Origin of the sequence: Xanthobacter sp. NM-25 (assembly GCF_022138605.1) — a bacterium.
GTDB lineage: Bacteria > Pseudomonadota > Alphaproteobacteria > Rhizobiales > Xanthobacteraceae > Xanthobacter.
This window is the reverse complement of the sequence record NZ_JACBFS010000006.1, coordinates 132,534-147,416: the sequence shown is the minus strand read 5'-3', so window position 1 is coordinate 147,416 and position 14,883 is coordinate 132,534. Positions and strand designations below refer to the sequence as shown.

Below are 14,883 nucleotides of genomic sequence, written 5' to 3'. Positions count from 1 at the left end.
GCTGTGCGGAAAAGCGCTGCTAAATTCCGCTGGGCGAAGCTATATGTTAAAAGATGCCGTGGTCGCGATGTCTGTCCCGGCTCAGCGCCGGTTGGCGCCGGGTGGGCATCCCTAACGAGTGGACAGAATGCCGAGGCAGAAAACCAAGGGCACCACCGTCGCCCGCCCCGCCCAGGAAGGGCGCACGACGGAGCGCACGACGGAGCGCACGACGGGGGGCGCGGCCCGGGGCTCGCGCTCTGCGGTGCCGCTGATCTTCGACGATGCCGACATCAGCGCCAAGCACGCCAACGACCGCAAGTTCATCTGGGCGCTCGCCCGTGGACTGGAGATTCTGCGCGCGTTCAAACCGGGGCAGGGGCCGCTGGGCAATACCGAGCTGTCGGAGCTCACCAACCTGCCGAAGGCCACCGTCTCGCGCCTCACCTACACCCTGACCGAGCTTGGTTATCTCAATTTCATCAAGCGCTTGGGGAAGTACGAGCCGGCCGCCTCCATCCTGTCGCTGGGCTATCCGGTGCTGGCCAACATGCGCGTGCGCCAGATCGCCCACGAATACATGCAGCAGCTGGCCAGCCACGCCAATGCCTCGGTGGCGCTGGCCTGCCGCGACCGGCTCAGCCTCATCTATGTGGATGCATGCTCCTCCAGCGCGCTGACCACCTTGTGGCTGGACATCGGCTCGCGGGTCGGCATCGGCATCAGCGCCATCGGTCGGGCCTATCTGGCCGGGGTGTCCGATGCGGTGCGCGAGGAGATGTTCGAGCAGCTGGCGCGCCGCCATGGCGCGGACTGGCCGGACCTGAAGGCGCGGGTGCTCGATTCCATCGCCGAGATCCACGAGCGGGGCTTCTGCTACGTGGATAATGAATGGAAGCGCGAGGTGCGCGCGGTGGGCGCCCCGCTCATCTCCGCCGACGGCACCACGGTGATGGCCATGAATTGCGGCGGCCCCTCCTTCGCCCTCGATCCCAAGCGGATGGTGGAGGATTTCGGCCCGCGGCTGGTGCATCTGGCGCGCACCATCTCGCCCATGATGGGGCGATGAACCGGCTTGTCTCAGCCTCTTTCGCGCTGGTGTGTACCGCTAAGCGAAATTAATGCATCACTTTTGTGGTTGACGTCTGTACAGCCGCCCTATCATTCCCCTATCATCCCTCCCCATAAAATATAGTTCCGCTTAGCGGAACAATGTGGAGGAATGAGCGGGATGAACGCCACTGCAGCGCCCGAAGGCCAGGGCACGGTCCACAAAACAGTGGTCGACGGCGTGGGCACGCTGGTTCTCGACTACCCGCGCCGCCGCAACGCCCTGTCGCTGACGCTGCGCGAGGCGCTGCACGATCGCCTGGTGGACCTGCTGGAGGACCCGGATTGCCGGGTCATCGTGCTGACCGGGGCCGCCGGGTGCTTCTGCTCGGGGGGCGACATCTCCACCATGGAGCAGGTCACGCCGATTTCCGGCCGGAAGCGCCTGCAGCGCATCCACCGCGTCATCCGCCTGCTGTGGAGCTGCGAGAAGCCGGTGATCGCGGCGGTGGAAGGCTGGTCCGCCGGCGCCGGCACCGCGCTGGCCGCCGCCTGTGACATCATCGTGGCCGCCCGCGATGCCCGCTTCGCCTGCAATTTCGCCAAGATCGGCCTGATGCCCGATCTCGGCGCCGCCTACACCCTGGTGCAACGGCTGGGGGCCGGGCGCGCCAAATATCTGATGATGGCCGGCCAGGAGTTCGACGGCGCCGCTGCCGAGAAGCTCGGCCTGGTGGATGTGCTCACCGCGCCCGGCGCGGCGCTGGAAACCGCACAGGCCCTGGCCGCCGGCATGAGCACCCTCGCGCCCCTGTCGCTCGGTCTGACCAAGGCGATGGTGGCGCGCATGCCGGCGAGCCTCGACGCGATGCTGGCCGCCGAGGTGGACGCCCAGGCGGTGCTGTTCGCCTCCGAGGATTTCGCCGAGGGCCGCGCGGCCTTCATGGCCAAGCGGGCGCCGCGCTTTCAGGCGCGCTGAGCCCGGGCCCGCCCCCGGCGATCCTTTCCCGACATCCGCGCCGCGGCGCGACCTTCAAGGCGGTGCAGCCATGACCCCCCTTCACCAGACCCCCGTGTTCGCCACCGGCATCACCCGACTGTTCGGCATCCGCCATCCCATCCTGTGCGGCGGGCTGATGTGGCTGTCGACGGCGGATTATGTCGCTGCCGCGGGCCGCGCCGGCGGCCTCGGCTTCCTGACGGCGCGCAGCTTTCCCGACCTCGGCGCGTTCCGGGCGGAGCTGCAGAAATGCAAGGCCCTGGCGGAGGGCCACCCCATCGGCGTCAATCTCTACATTTCCAACCGGCCCGAGGCCAACGCCATGCTGCATGGCCACGTGGCGGTGCTGCTGGAGGAGGGCATCCGCGCCGTGGAGACGGCCGGCAACACCCCGTCCGCCTTCCTGCCCCCCTTGAAGGAGGCGGGGGCGAAGGTGATGCACAAGGTCTCGATCCTGCGCCATGCCGCACGGGCGGTGAAGGACGGAGCCGATGCCATCGCCATCGTCGGCATGGAGTGCGGCGGCCATCCGGGCATGGATTTCATCGGCACCATGGTGCAGGCGCCGCTGGCGGCCGCCCGGCTCGATGTGCCGGTGGTGATCGGCGGTGGCATTGGCACCGGCAGCCAGATCACCGCCTGCCTCGCCATGGGCGCGGCGGGGGTGGTGCTGGGCACCCGCACCCTGGTTGCGCAGGAGATCTGGGCCAAGGATCCCTACAAGCAGCGGATCATCGCGGCCGATGAGCGCGCCTCGCGGCTGGTGCTGTCGATCCTGCGCAACACCTATCGGGTGATGGACAACGGCACCGCGCGGCAGGTGGCGGAGATGGAGGCGGCGGGCATCGCCGATTTCGAGGCCTACCGCGCCCATGTGGAAGGCAAGGTGCAGTTCGAGGCCTATGCCAGCGGCGACGTGGAGAAGGGCATGCTGGCCATGGGCCAGGCGGCGGTGTTCGCCGACAGGGTCGCGCCGCTGGCGGACATCTATGACCAATTGCTGGGAGAGGCGGGCCGGGCGCTCGCCGTGCTCGATGCGACGCGCCTGCCGGGCGCCACGGAAGCGGCCGCGCGCGCGGCCGCGGACGTCGCGGCAGCGTGACAGGGAGAAACGCAATGACCAGGGAATTGACCACCATCGGCGTGGTGGGCACCGGCACCATGGGGCGGGGCATCGCCCAGGTGATGGCGCAGGCCGGCTATCGGGTGCGCATGTTCGACGGCAATCGGGCGGCGGCCGACAACGCCCTCGCCTTCATCGCAGACATGCTGAAGCGCGCCGCCGCCAAAGGCACCTTGAGCGCCGAGAGCGCCCAGGCCGCCACCGACCGCATCGTCATCGCCGAAAGCCTCGCCGACATGGGGGACGCGGATCTGGTGATCGAGGCGGTGGCCGAGCGGCTCGATGTGAAGATCGCCCTGTTCCGCGAGCTTGAGGGCATCGTCGCGGCCGATGCCATTCTCGCCACCAACACCTCCTCCCTGTCGGTGACGGCGGTGGCCGCCGGCTGCGCGCGCCCCGGGCGGGTGGCCGGCTTCCATTTCTTCAATCCGGTGCCGCTGCAGAAGGTGGTGGAGATCATCGCCGGCGAGCGCACCGAGGAGGCGGTGATGGCGGCGCTGTTCGCGGTGTCCGCCCGCTGCGGCCACCAGGCGGTGCGCTGCATCGACAGCCCCGGCTTCCTCATCAACCACGCCGGCCGTGGCCTCTACACCGAAGGCCTGCGGGTGGTGCAGGAGGGCGTGAGCGATCCGCTGACCGTGGATCGTATCATGCGCGATGCGGTGTCATTCCGCATGGGCACGTTCGAGCTGTTCGACCTGACTGGGCTCGACGTGTCGTTCGCCGTGACCGAGCTCATCTACAATCAATTCTATCAGGACCCGCGGCTGCGCCCCAGCCCGCTGCCACCCCGGCGCATCGCCGCCGGCCTGTATGGCCGCAAGGTGGGCGAGGGCTTCTATGCCTATCCCGATGGCAGGCAGGTGGTGCCGGCCGAGCCGGCGGCGCCCGATGTCGCCCTGCGCCCTGTGTGGGTGTCGCGGGCCGAGGCCGCCCTGGCGGCGCCCGTGGTGGCCTATCTGAAGGCCGCCGGCGTGCCCCTGGACGAGGGGGAGCGGCCCGGCCCGGAGGCGCTGGCGCTGGTGACGCCGGTGGGCCAGGACGCCACCTCGGCGGCGCGCGCCCAGGGGCTCGATCCCACCCGGACGGCGGCGGTGGATCCGCTCTATTTCGAGGGCCGCATCACCTTGATGCTGACGGTGAACACCGCCGCCGCCCACCGGGACGCGCTGCATGCGGCGCTGGCCCGCGGCGGCCGGCCGGTTTCGGTGATCAATGACAGCGTCGGCTTCGTGGCGCAGCGCATCGTCGCCACCATCGTCAACATCTCCTGCGAGATCGCCCAGCAGCGGATCGCCGAGCCGGGCGACATCGACACGTTCGTGCGCATCGGGCTGGGCTATCCCAAGGGGCCGCTGAGCCTGGGCGAGGCGATCGGCCCGGCGCAGGTGCTGCGCATCCTCGAAGGCATGCAGGATTTCTATGGCGACCCGCGTTACCGGCCCAGCGCCTGGCTGAAGCGCCGCGCGCTAACCGGCCTGCCCTTGGTGACGCCGGAAGCGGCGCGCGGCTGAGAGGCCGCGCGGGGCCCGACGAAAAAAGCCCGCCGCCGGGATGCCGGCGGCGGGCTTCATATATGGGCGGCGCCCACCCGCGGGCGGGCGCCGCGCCCTCAGAGGCGCTCGATGATGGCGGCCGTGCCCATGCCGCCGGCCACGCACAGGGTGATGAGCCCGGTGCTGCGGCCGGTGCGCTCCAGCTCATCCAGCACGGTGCCGAGCATCATGGCGCCGGTGGCGCCGAGCGGATGGCCGAGGGCGATGGCGCCGCCATTCACGTTCACCCGGTCGAGGCCCACGCCCAGTTCCTCGGCGACGAACATCACCACCGAGGCGAACGCCTCGTTGACCTCGAACAGGTCGATGTCGCGGGCCGCCATGCCGGCCCGCTTCAGGGCGCGGTTGGAGGCTTCCACCGGACCGGTGAGCATGATGGCGGGCTCCGAGCCCACGGTGGCCCAGCCGCGAACCCGGGCGCGCGGCTTCAGGCCCAGGGCGTCGCCCGCCGCGGCGCTGCCCACCAGCACCGCGGCCGCGCCGTCGACGATGCCGCTGGAATTGGCGGCGGTGTGCACGTGATTGATCTTCTCGATGCCGGGGTAGCGCATGATGATGCGCTCGTCGAAGCCCGCCGCCTTGCCGGGGCCGGCGAAGGCGGGTTCCAGCTTGGCGAGGGATTGCAGGGTGGCGCCCCGGCGGGGATGCTCGTCGCGCTCCAGGAGGATGGCGCCGTGCATGTCCCGCACCGGCACCAGGGAGCGGGCGAAGCGCCCCTCGTCCTGGGCGACGGCGGTGCGGCGCTGGCTCTCCACGGCGAAGCCGTCCACGGCGACGCGGTCGTAGCCGCGCAGGGTGGCGATGACGTCGGCGCCGATGCCCTGGGGCACATAATGGCTGGCGAAGGTCTCGCGCGGATCGGAGGTCCAGGCGCCGGCATCGGAGCCCATGGGCACGCGGGTCATGCTTTCCACGCCGCCGCCGATGGCGAGGCCGCACTGGCCCGAGGCCACCTGGCCGGCGGCCATGTTCACCGCATCGAGCCCCGAGCCGCAGAAGCGGTTGATCTGGACCCCGGGGACGGACTGGTCATAGCCGGCCGCGAGCACCGCGGCGCGGGTGATGTCACCGCCCTGTTCGCCCACCGGCACCACGCAGCCGAACACCACGTCGTCGATGGCATCGGCCGCATAGCCGTTGCGCTCGCGCAGGGCGGTGAGCACCGAGGCCGCCAGGCGAATCGGCGTGACCTGCTGGAGCGCGCCGCCGCGCAGCTTGCCGCGCGGCGTGCGGACCGCGTCGTAGATATAGACATCGCTCATTCTTCAACCTCCCTGGCCGGCCCGCAGCCAGCTCCCGATGCTTATATTCCGCTGAGCGAAACATTTGGAGCGCAATTTTCGCGAAAATCGTCGATTGCGTGACGTCTATGTCGCCGCTTGAGCGCGCCTGGTTCTCCGGAAATCGCCAGGAACGCGGAATAGTCATTTGAAATAAATGCAAAATTTAATATCGACGCGACGTCAGTGCGGGCGGCTGTGTGCGCATCGCCACGCAAAATTATGTTTTGCTAAGCGGTATTGATTATGAAATTATCGCCGCAAAGATGAGGGCCGGTCCCGTCCGCGCGGGGCGAGGGGCCGCTGACGGAGGAAGCACATGATCGAGTACGCCCTGGACGCCGACGGCATCGCCACCGTCACCTGGGATCTTCCGGGTCGTCCGGTGAATGTCCTGTCCATGGATGCCCGCCTGAAGTTCATCGCCGTCACCGAGGCGGCGCTGAATGATCCGGCGGTCAAGGGGGTGATCATCACCTCCGCCAAGAAGGAGTTCATCGCCGGGGCCGACCTCACCCTGCTGCAGAGCTTCCGCGGCAAGCCGGCGGCCGAGATCATGGGCAAGATGAGCGCGCTGCGCGATTTCCTGCGGCGCATGGAGACCGCCGGCAAGCCGGTGGTGGCGGCCATGAACGGCACCGCCCTGGGCGGCGGCCTGGAGATCTGCCTTGCCTGTCACCATCGCATCGCCGTCGATCGGCCCGACGCGGTGTTCGGCCTGCCCGAGGCGGGGCTGGGGCTGCTGCCGGGGGCCGGTGGCAGCCAGCGCCTGCCGCGCCTCATCGGCATCAAGGCGGCCCTGCCGCTGATGCTGGACGGCAGCCGCGTGTCCGCTGCACGCGGCAAGGCGCTCGGCTTCATCGACGAGCTGGTGGCCGCCGAGGAGCTGCTGCCGGCAGCGCGGGCCTGGATCCTCGCCCACCCCAAGGCGGCGCAGCCGTGGGACCAGCCCGGCTTCGTGCCGCCGGGCGGCGACATCGCCGGCGTGGAGATGAACCGCTGGTTCATGGCCCTCGATTCCAAGGTGCATGCGGACACCAGGGGGAATTTCCCGGCGCCGCGGGCCATCCTCTCCTGCGTCTACGAAGGCCTGCGGGTGCCCATCGACGTGGGGCTCGCCATCGAGTTCCGCTATCTCGTGGAGCTGGTGCGGGGCGACGTGGCGCAGAACACCATCCGCACCTTCTTCTTCTCCATGAACGATGCCCGCAAGCTGAAGGGGCGTCCGCCGGCGCCGGCCAGCCGCTTCTCCAAGATCGGCATTCTGGGCGCCGGCACCATGGGTGTGGGCGTGGCGCAGGTGGCGGCGGAAGGCGGCCTCGAGGTGGTGCTGCTCGACCAGTCCCTGGAGGCGGCGCAGGCCGCGGTGGCCAAGCTCGCCGCCAGCCTCGAACGGCTGGTGGCCAAGGGCATCACCTCGCCGCAGACCCGCGCGGCGGTGCTCGAGCGCATCCACCCCACCGCCGATTATGGGGACCTTGCCGGCTGCCAGGCCATCATCGAGGCGGTGTTCGAGGATCGCGCCATCAAGGATGACGTGATCCGCAAGACGCTGGCGGTGACGGGCAGCGACGTGCTGTTCGGCTCCAACACCTCCAAGCTGCCCATCACCCAGCTCGCCCATTCCACCGACCGGCCCGACCGTTTCATTGGCCTGCACTTCTTCTCGCCGGTGCCGCGCATGGCGCTCTTGGAGATCATCCGCGGCGCGCAGACCTCCGACGCCACCGTGGCGGAGGCGCTGGACCTCTCCAAGGTGCTGGGGCGCACGCCCATCGTGGTCAATGACGGGCCGGGCTTCTTCACCAGCCGCTGTGTCTCCACCTATCTCAACGAGGGCATCGCTCTGCTGCGCGAAGGGGTGTCCCCGGCGCTGATCGAGAATGTCGGCCGCCAGGCCGGCATGCCCATGGGCCCGCTCACTCTCGGTGACGGCATCGGCATCGACACCATGCACAAGGTCCGCGTCCAGGAGGGACGGGACAAGGGCGATGCCTGGGTGCCGGGGGTGGAGTTCGAGGTGGTCGAGCACCTGGCCGGTCTCGGCCGCTATGGCATGAAGAACGGCAAGGGCTTCTATGATTATGCCGCCGATGGCTCCAAGGCCCTGTGGCCGGAGCTGGCGACCCTCTACCCGGTGGCGGCCGAGCAGCCGACGCCGGAGGCGGTGCGCACCCGGCTGCTCCACGTGCAGGCGGTGGAGGCGGCGCGCTGCTTCGGCGAGGGGGTGATCGCCGATCCGCGCCATGCGGACATCGGCTCGGTGCTGGGCTGGAGCTTCGCCAAGCACACTGGCGGTGTGTGCTCCTATATGGACACCATCGGCGTCGCCCGCTTCGTGGCCGAGTGCGATGCGCTGGCCGACACCTATGGCGAGCGGTTCCGGCCGCCGGCCTATCTGCGCGACCTCGCCGACCGCGGTCGCGGCTTCTACGACGACGCGGCCTGATGGAACGGGGAATGAACACCATGCGTACCGTCTTCCGCGAGGATCACGAACACCTGCGCACCCAGGTGCGCCGCTGGATCGAGGAGAAGGTCCGGCCCCATTATGACGCATGGGAAAAGGCCCACATCACGCCCAAGGAGGTGTGGCGCGACGCCGGCCGGCTCGGCTTCCTTTTGTGCAACGTGCCGGAGGAGTATGGCGGCGGCGGCGGCGATTTTGGCCATTCCGCCGTGGTCATCGAGGAGCTGGCGCGGGCCAACGCCTCCGGCCTCGGCTTCTCGCTGCATTCCGACATCGTCGCGCCCTATATCCTGCGCTACGGCAGCGAGGCGCAGAAACAGCATTACCTGCCCAAGATGGCGGCCGGCGAGATCATCGGCGCCATCGCCATGACCGAGCCGGGCACCGGCAGCGACCTGAAATCCGTGCGCACCACGGCGCGGCGCGACGGCGACCACTATGTGATCAACGGGCAGAAGACCTTCATCACCAACGGCGCCAATGCCGGGGTGGTGATCGTGGTGGCGAAGACCGATCCCGCCGCCGGCGCCAAGGGCGTCTCGCTGATCCTGGTGGACGAGGACACCCCCGGCTTCGCCAAGGGCCGCTCCATTGAGAAGGTGGGCCAGCATGCGCAGGACACGGTGGAACTGTTCTTCGAGGAGGTGCGGGTTCCGGTGTCCAACCGGCTCGGCGAGGAGGGGCGGGGCTTCTCCTATCTGATGCACGAGCTGGCCCAGGAGCGGCTGGTGATCGGCGTGCGCTCGGCCGCCATGATCGAGGCCATGCTGCAGGCGACCATCGACTACACGCGCGAGCGCAAGGCCTTCGGCCAGTCGGTGTTCGATTTCCAGAACACCCGCTTCAAGCTCGCCGACGCCAAGGCGCGGGGCACCATGCTGCGGGTGTTCGTGGATCACTGCCTGGCCCTGCACATGGAGCGCAAGCTGAGCCCGGAGATGGCGGCCATGGTGAAGCTCACCGGCTCCGAGCTGCTCGGCCAATTGCTGGACGAGTTCCTGCAGCTGCATGGCGGCTATGGCTACACCACCGAATACGAGATCGGCCGCGCCTGGACCGATGCCCGGGTGCTGCGGATCTATGGCGGCAGCAACGAGATCATGCGGGAGATCATCGCCCGCACCCTCTGATCGCCAGTCATCACACAAGAACGACAAAGACTTCAGGGAGGCCCCCATGGCCGTGGATACCGAGACTTTCGAGCAGCTGCTGGAGACTGTCCGCCGCTTCACCCGCGAACGCCTCATGCCCAATGAGGGGCGCGTGGAGCAGGAAGACGAGATCCCGGCGGAGATCGTGCGGGAGATGCGGGACCTTGGCCTGTTCGGCCTCTCCATCCCCGAGGAGTTTGGCGGCTTGGGCCTGTCCATCACCCAGGAGGCGCGGGTGATCATGGAATTGTGCCAGGCCTCCCTGTCGTTCCGCTCGCTGATCGGCACCAATGTGGGCATCGGCGCCCAGGGCCTGGTCATGGACGGCACTGCGGAGCAGAAGGCGCAGTATCTGCCGCGCCTCGCCAGCGGCGAGATGATCGCCTCCTTCGCCCTGACCGAGCCGGATGTGGGCTCGGACGCGCAGAGCATCCGCACCAGCGCCCGGCGCGATGGCGACCATTTCGTCATCAACGGCACCAAGCGGTTCATTACCAATGCCACCCGGGCCTCGGTGTTCACGCTGATGGCGCGCACCAATCCGGCCGAGAAGGGCGCCGCCGGCATCACCGCCTTCTTCATTCCCGCCGACACCCCCGGCGTCCGCCTCGGCAAGGTGGACAAGAAGATGGGACAGAAGGGCACCCGCACCTGTGACGTGATCCTGGAGGACTGCCGGGTTCCCGAAAGCTGCATCATCGGCGGGCCCGCCTTCGAGGGGAAGGGCTTCAAGACCGCCATGAAGGTGCTGGATCGCGGCCGGGTGCACGTGTCGGCCATGGCCATCGGCTCGGCCCAGCGGATGATCGACGAGGCGCTGGGCTATGCGATGCAGCGCAGGCAGTTCGGCCAGCCCATCGCCGAATTCCAGCTGATCCAGGCCATGCTGGCCGACAGCCAGACCGAACACGCCGCGGCCAAGGCCCTGATGCTGACCGCCGCCGACACCTATGAGCGCGAGGGCGCCGCCCCCATGCTCGCCTCCTGCTCCAAATACTATGCCACCGAGATGGCCGGCCGGGTGGCCGACCGGGCGGTGCAGATCCACGGCGGCTCGGGCTACATGGCCGAATATCCGGTGGAGCGGCTCTATCGCGATATCCGCCTGCTGCGCATCTATGAAGGCACCAGCCAGATTCAGCAGCTGATCATCGCCAAGAGCATGATCAAGCACTACGCTGCCACCCACTGATGGCCGCGGACGCGCCGGATGGCGCCACTGATGGGATGCCCGATGGAATCCCTATGGAGGGGGCGTTTCCGCGCCTGCTCGGCATCACCCAGGTGGAGCGGCAGCCGAACTATGCCAAGCTGACCCTGACCCTGGACGAGATGCACCTGAACCGGCTGGGCATTGCCCATGGCGGCATCCTGTTCAGCCTGATGGATACCGCCAGCGGCATCGCCGCCGGCCTCGGCGCCGAAGGCAGCGCGCGCGGCACGGTGGTGACCCTGTCCATGACCATCAACTACATCCGGGCGGTGCGGTCCGGCCGGGTGGTGGCGGAAAGCCGGGTGCGCGGCGGGCGGCGCACCCTCACCATCGAATCCGAATGCCGCGATGCCGAGGGCGCCCTTCTGGCGACCGCCCTCGGCACGTTCCAGACCCTGCCCGCCAAGGCGTGAGCGCGCGGCGTACCGCCGGCCGAACCGGGAGTTCCCATGGTGTCCGAACCCGCTGCCGGCCCTCTGGCCGGCCTGAAGGTGATCGAATTCGCCGGCATCGGCCCGGTGCCCCTGGCCGGCATGCTGCTGGCCGACATGGGCGCGGACGTGGTGTGCATCGCCCGTCCCGGCGCCATCCCCACCGATCCGCGCCAGATCGTCAGCCGCGGCCGCCGCTGGATCGCGCTCGATCTGAAGGCGGCCGCGCATTGCGCGAACGCGCGAACGCTGATGGCGGCCGCCGACGTGGTGCTGGAGGGCTTTCGCCCGGGGGTGATGGAGCGGCTGGGGCTCGGCCCACAGATTGCCCTCGCCGACAATCCGCGGCTGATCTACGGCCGCATGACCGGCTGGGGCCAGGAGGGGCCGCTCGCCGCCAGCGCCGGCCACGACATCGACTACATCGCCATCACCGGCGCCCTCGATGCCATTCGCGGCGCCGAGGGGCGGCCGACCCAGCCCCTGAACCTGGTGGGCGACTATGGCGGCGGCACCATGTTCCTGCTGATGGGGGTTCTGGCCGGCTTGGTGCATGCTCGCGACACCGGCCGGGGCCAGGTGGTGGATGCCGCCATGTGCGACGGCGTGGTGTCGTTGCTGTCCCTGTTCCACGCTCAGGCGGCGCTGGGCAAATGGGGCGAGCCGGGCACCAACTCGCTGGACGGTGGAGCGCCCTTCTACGGCACCTATCGCTGCGCCGACGGCAAGTTCATCGCCGTCGGCGCTCTCGAGCCGCAATTCTACGCGGAGCTGCGGCGCCGGGCTGGGCTTGAGGAGCCGCTGTTCGACCAGCAGTGGGACCGGGGCCGTTGGCCGGCCATGCACGCACGCATGGCCGAGGTCTTTGCGAGCCGCACGCGGGAGGAATGGGCGGCGCTGTTCGAGGGCAGCGATGCCTGCGTCGCCCCGGTGCTGGCCCTCGACGAGGCCCCCTCTCACCCGCACCTGCGCGCGCGCGGCAGCTTCATCGATCGCGATGGCCTCTGGCAGGCCGCGCCGGCCCCACGCTTCTCCGCCACGCCATCACAGGTGCCCGACCGCCCCATGGGTGTGACCATCGTGCCGGAGGACCTGCTGGCGCAGTGGACGCCGCCTTCCCTCTGAGCCGTCAGGACGCCGCCGGACCCGGGTGCACGCGGGTGCCGGCCTGAGGGCAGGCTGTCACGCTGACGCCCGCCCGCCCGAGGCGCGTGCGCGTGCACGGCTGGCTCGCTCGCCGCCCCGCTTCGCAGCGTCCCGGCCATTGCGCGCCGTCATCGCGCGCCGCGTCGGTGCGTCCGGTCGCCCGACTGACGTGAAATGCCAAGCTGCCCCTGCGGATCTGGGCTCAATTACGGCCTCGTGGATGCACGAGAGCGGGTCTGTCGGCCTGTCGGCCCGCCGATGGTGCGCTGCGTCCTGGGGTTGATGTCGTGCGCGGGATTGATCGCTATGGGCGAGGTCTTGTGCCGGCGTATGATTGACACAGCGTCACAGATGCCGTTCGCGGCCTCGGAGGGGGCCCGGGCGCCTCGGACCGCTGCAGAGGGTGGCAGGATCCGGCAGGCGATTCAGTTCGGAAGGGAAGGCGGGTGCCATGACACGGACACTCTCGACGAGCCCCTTGAAGCGCCGGGCAGGCGTGAGCTGCGCCGCAGGCGTCGCTTTGGTCCTGGCCATCGCCACCGTGCCCGCGGCGGCGCAGCAGGCGGGGAGCCAGCCGGCCAGCGCCACCACCAAGGCGGCCAACGCCAAGCTGCTGACCGAGCTTCCCTTCGCCAACATGCAGGAATTCGAGGAGGCCAAGGCCGGCTTCATCGCGCCGCTGCCCGACAATGGCGTGATCAAGAACGGCAAGGGCCAGCCGGTCTATGACCTGTCCCAGTTCACCGCCTTCATCGGCGAGGGCAAGCCCGCTCCGGATACGGTGAATCCCAGCCTGTGGCGGCAGTCCCAGCTGATCATGCTCGGCGGCCTCTTCAAGGTCACCGACAAGATTTATCAGGTGCGGGCGGCAGACCTGTCCAACATCACCTTCATCGAGGGCAGCAACGGCATCATCGTCGTCGACCCGCTGATCTCGGAAGAGACGGCGAAATATGCCCTTGAGCTCTATTACGCCCACCGGCCGAAGAAGCCGGTGGTGGCGGTGATCTATTCCCACAGCCATGTGGACCATTACGGCGGCGTGCGGGGTGTCGTCTCGGAAGACGACGTGAAGTCCGGCAAGGTGAAGATCTATGCGCCGGAGGGCTTCCTGGACGCGGCGGTCTCGGAGAATGTGATGGCCGGCAACGCCATGAGCCGGCGTGCCTCCTATATGTATGGCAACCTTCTGCCGCCGAGCCCGACCGGGCAGGTGGGCGCCGGCCTCGGCCCCACCACCTCGTTCGGCACCGTCACCCTCATTCCGCCCACCGACACCATCAAGCAGAATGGCGAGAAGCGGCAGATCGCCGGCCTGACCATTGAGTTCTGGATGGCGCCGGATTCCGAGGCGCCGGCGGAGATGTTTTTCTACATCCCGTCGCTGAAGGCCCTGTGCACGGCGGAGGATGCGACCCATACGCTGCACAACACCTATTCCCTGCGCGGTGCGAAGATCCGCAATCCGCTGGCCTGGTCGAAATACCTCAACGAGGCTCTCTATAACTGGGGTGGCGATGTGGAGGTGCTGTTCGCGCCGCACCATTGGTCGCTGACCGGGAACAAGAAGATCGTGCAGCACCTGAAGAACCAGCGCGATCTCTACCGCTACATCAATGATCAGCCCCTGCGGCTCGCCAATCATGGCTACCACATGATCGAGATCGCGGAGATGCTGAACCTGCCGGAGGGGCTGCAGAAGGATTGGTCGGCCCGCGGCTATTACGGTACCGTCAATCACGACGTCAAATCGACATATGTGCGGTATCTGGGCTGGTTCAACGGCAATCCCGCCACCCTGCACCAGTATCCCGAGCGGATCGCCGCCGGGAAATACGTGGAATTCATGGGTGGTGCCGATGCCATCCTGAAGAAGGCCAAGGCGTCCTATGACGCGGGCGATTATCGCTGGGTCGCCCAGGTGGTGAACCATGTGGTCTATGCAGATCCCGGCAACAAGGCCGCCCGCGCGCTGCAGGCCGCGGCTCTGGAGCAGATGGGCTACCAGGCCGAGAGCGGCCCCTGGCGCAATTTCTACCTGAGCGGCGCCAAGGAGCTGCGCGAAGGGGTCGCCAAGCTGGGCGCGCCCTCCACCGCCAGCCCGGACACCATCCGTTCCATGACCCTCGATCTCCTGTTCGACTATGCCGCCATGCGTCTCAACGGCGACAAGGCGGCCGGCAAGGTGATGAAGATCAACTGGAACTTCACCGACACCAACCAGCAATACGTGCTGGAGCTGGAGAACTCCGCCCTCAACCACATCGCCGGCTACCAGGTGCCCGACGCCGATGCCACCATCGCGCTGTCGCGGGCGAAGCTGGACGACATCCTGCTCGGCCAGACCACCTTCGAGAAGGAGGTGTCGGCGGGCAGCGTGGTGGTGCAGGGCGATGCCAACAAGCTCGGCGAACTGCTCGCCATGCTCGACAAGTTCGAGTTCTGGTTCAACATCGTGACGCCCGTCGCCACGCAGAACTGAAC

The 14,883-nt window shown here is 68.4% G+C and carries 11 protein-coding genes; 10 read left to right on the top strand and 1 reads right to left on the bottom strand.

The features are described 5' to 3' along the window. Nucleotides 1-127: 127 nt before the first annotated feature. From MEU52_RS17325 to MEU52_RS17310, 4 genes are all read left to right on the top strand, one after another. Nucleotides 128-1,048 (top strand): IclR family transcriptional regulator, encoded by a 921-nt coding sequence (locus tag MEU52_RS17325; RefSeq protein WP_238123295.1) that lies wholly within the window; start codon nt 128-130, stop codon nt 1,046-1,048. 162 nt (nt 1,049-1,210) lie between these two features. After that, nucleotides 1,211-2,008, top strand: a complete 798-nt coding sequence (locus tag MEU52_RS17320; RefSeq protein WP_238123296.1) for an enoyl-CoA hydratase/isomerase family protein — start codon at nt 1,211-1,213, stop codon at nt 2,006-2,008. A gap of 70 nt (nt 2,009-2,078) precedes the next feature. After that, a complete protein-coding gene (locus MEU52_RS17315; RefSeq protein ID WP_238123297.1) occupies nt 2,079-3,131 on the top strand; it encodes an NAD(P)H-dependent flavin oxidoreductase in 1,053 nt (350 codons plus the stop codon). A 14-nt stretch (nt 3,132-3,145) separates the two neighbouring features. Further along, nucleotides 3,146-4,666 carry a 3-hydroxyacyl-CoA dehydrogenase gene (locus MEU52_RS17310; RefSeq protein WP_238123298.1) on the top strand — a complete coding sequence of 507 codons (1,521 nt, stop codon included), beginning with the start codon at nt 3,146-3,148 and terminating at the stop codon, nt 4,664-4,666. Between the two features lie 98 nt (nt 4,667-4,764). Here MEU52_RS17310 and MEU52_RS17305 read toward each other — a convergent pair whose 3' ends face one another. Beyond that, nucleotides 4,765-5,970, bottom strand: coding sequence for an acetyl-CoA C-acetyltransferase (locus MEU52_RS17305; RefSeq protein ID WP_238123299.1), 1,206 nt, complete (start codon nt 5,968-5,970; stop codon nt 4,765-4,767). A 337-nt stretch (nt 5,971-6,307) separates the two neighbouring features. Between MEU52_RS17305 and MEU52_RS17300 the strand changes: the two genes are divergently transcribed. From MEU52_RS17300 to MEU52_RS17275, 6 genes are all read left to right on the top strand, one after another. Then, nucleotides 6,308-8,437 carry a 3-hydroxyacyl-CoA dehydrogenase NAD-binding domain-containing protein gene (locus MEU52_RS17300; protein ID WP_238123300.1) on the top strand — a complete coding sequence of 710 codons (2,130 nt, stop codon included), beginning with the start codon at nt 6,308-6,310 and terminating at the stop codon, nt 8,435-8,437. 11 nt (nt 8,438-8,448) lie between these two features. Then, the gene (locus tag MEU52_RS17295; protein ID WP_238123301.1) at nt 8,449-9,588 is read left to right on the top strand and encodes an acyl-CoA dehydrogenase family protein; all 1,140 of its coding nucleotides are present in this window, start codon (nt 8,449-8,451) and stop codon (nt 9,586-9,588) included. Nucleotides 9,589-9,634: 46 nt separating this feature from the next. Beyond that, nucleotides 9,635-10,801 carry an acyl-CoA dehydrogenase family protein gene (locus MEU52_RS17290; RefSeq protein ID WP_238123302.1) on the top strand — a complete coding sequence of 389 codons (1,167 nt, stop codon included), beginning with the start codon at nt 9,635-9,637 and terminating at the stop codon, nt 10,799-10,801. 53 nt (nt 10,802-10,854) lie between these two features. Beyond that, on the top strand, nt 10,855-11,235 hold the full coding sequence (locus tag MEU52_RS17285; protein WP_238123303.1) for a PaaI family thioesterase: 381 nt from the start codon (nt 10,855-10,857) through the stop codon (nt 11,233-11,235). A gap of 36 nt (nt 11,236-11,271) precedes the next feature. Next, a complete protein-coding gene (locus MEU52_RS17280; RefSeq protein ID WP_238123304.1) occupies nt 11,272-12,378 on the top strand; it encodes a CaiB/BaiF CoA transferase family protein in 1,107 nt (368 codons plus the stop codon). Nucleotides 12,379-12,850: 472 nt separating this feature from the next. Further along, the gene (locus MEU52_RS17275; RefSeq protein WP_238123305.1) at nt 12,851-14,881 is read left to right on the top strand and encodes an alkyl/aryl-sulfatase; all 2,031 of its coding nucleotides are present in this window, start codon (nt 12,851-12,853) and stop codon (nt 14,879-14,881) included. Nucleotides 14,882-14,883 lie beyond the last annotated feature (2 nt).

Coding starts and splice junctions, on each gene's coding strand:
- MEU52_RS17325 (WP_238123295.1), top strand. CDS start 128: ATGCCGAGGCAGAAAACCAAGGGCACCACCGTCGCCCGCCCCGCCCAG.
- MEU52_RS17320 (WP_238123296.1), top strand. CDS start 1,211: ATGAACGCCACTGCAGCGCCCGAAGGCCAGGGCACGGTCCACAAAACA.
- MEU52_RS17315 (WP_238123297.1), top strand. CDS start 2,079: ATGACCCCCCTTCACCAGACCCCCGTGTTCGCCACCGGCATCACCCGA.
- MEU52_RS17310 (WP_238123298.1), top strand. CDS start 3,146: ATGACCAGGGAATTGACCACCATCGGCGTGGTGGGCACCGGCACCATG.
- MEU52_RS17305 (WP_238123299.1), bottom strand. CDS start 5,970: ATGAGCGATGTCTATATCTACGACGCGGTCCGCACGCCGCGCGGCAAG.
- MEU52_RS17300 (WP_238123300.1), top strand. CDS start 6,308: ATGATCGAGTACGCCCTGGACGCCGACGGCATCGCCACCGTCACCTGG.
- MEU52_RS17295 (WP_238123301.1), top strand. CDS start 8,449: ATGAACACCATGCGTACCGTCTTCCGCGAGGATCACGAACACCTGCGC.
- MEU52_RS17290 (WP_238123302.1), top strand. CDS start 9,635: ATGGCCGTGGATACCGAGACTTTCGAGCAGCTGCTGGAGACTGTCCGC.
- MEU52_RS17285 (WP_238123303.1), top strand. CDS start 10,855: ATGGAGGGGGCGTTTCCGCGCCTGCTCGGCATCACCCAGGTGGAGCGG.
- MEU52_RS17280 (WP_238123304.1), top strand. CDS start 11,272: ATGGTGTCCGAACCCGCTGCCGGCCCTCTGGCCGGCCTGAAGGTGATC.
- MEU52_RS17275 (WP_238123305.1), top strand. CDS start 12,851: ATGACACGGACACTCTCGACGAGCCCCTTGAAGCGCCGGGCAGGCGTG.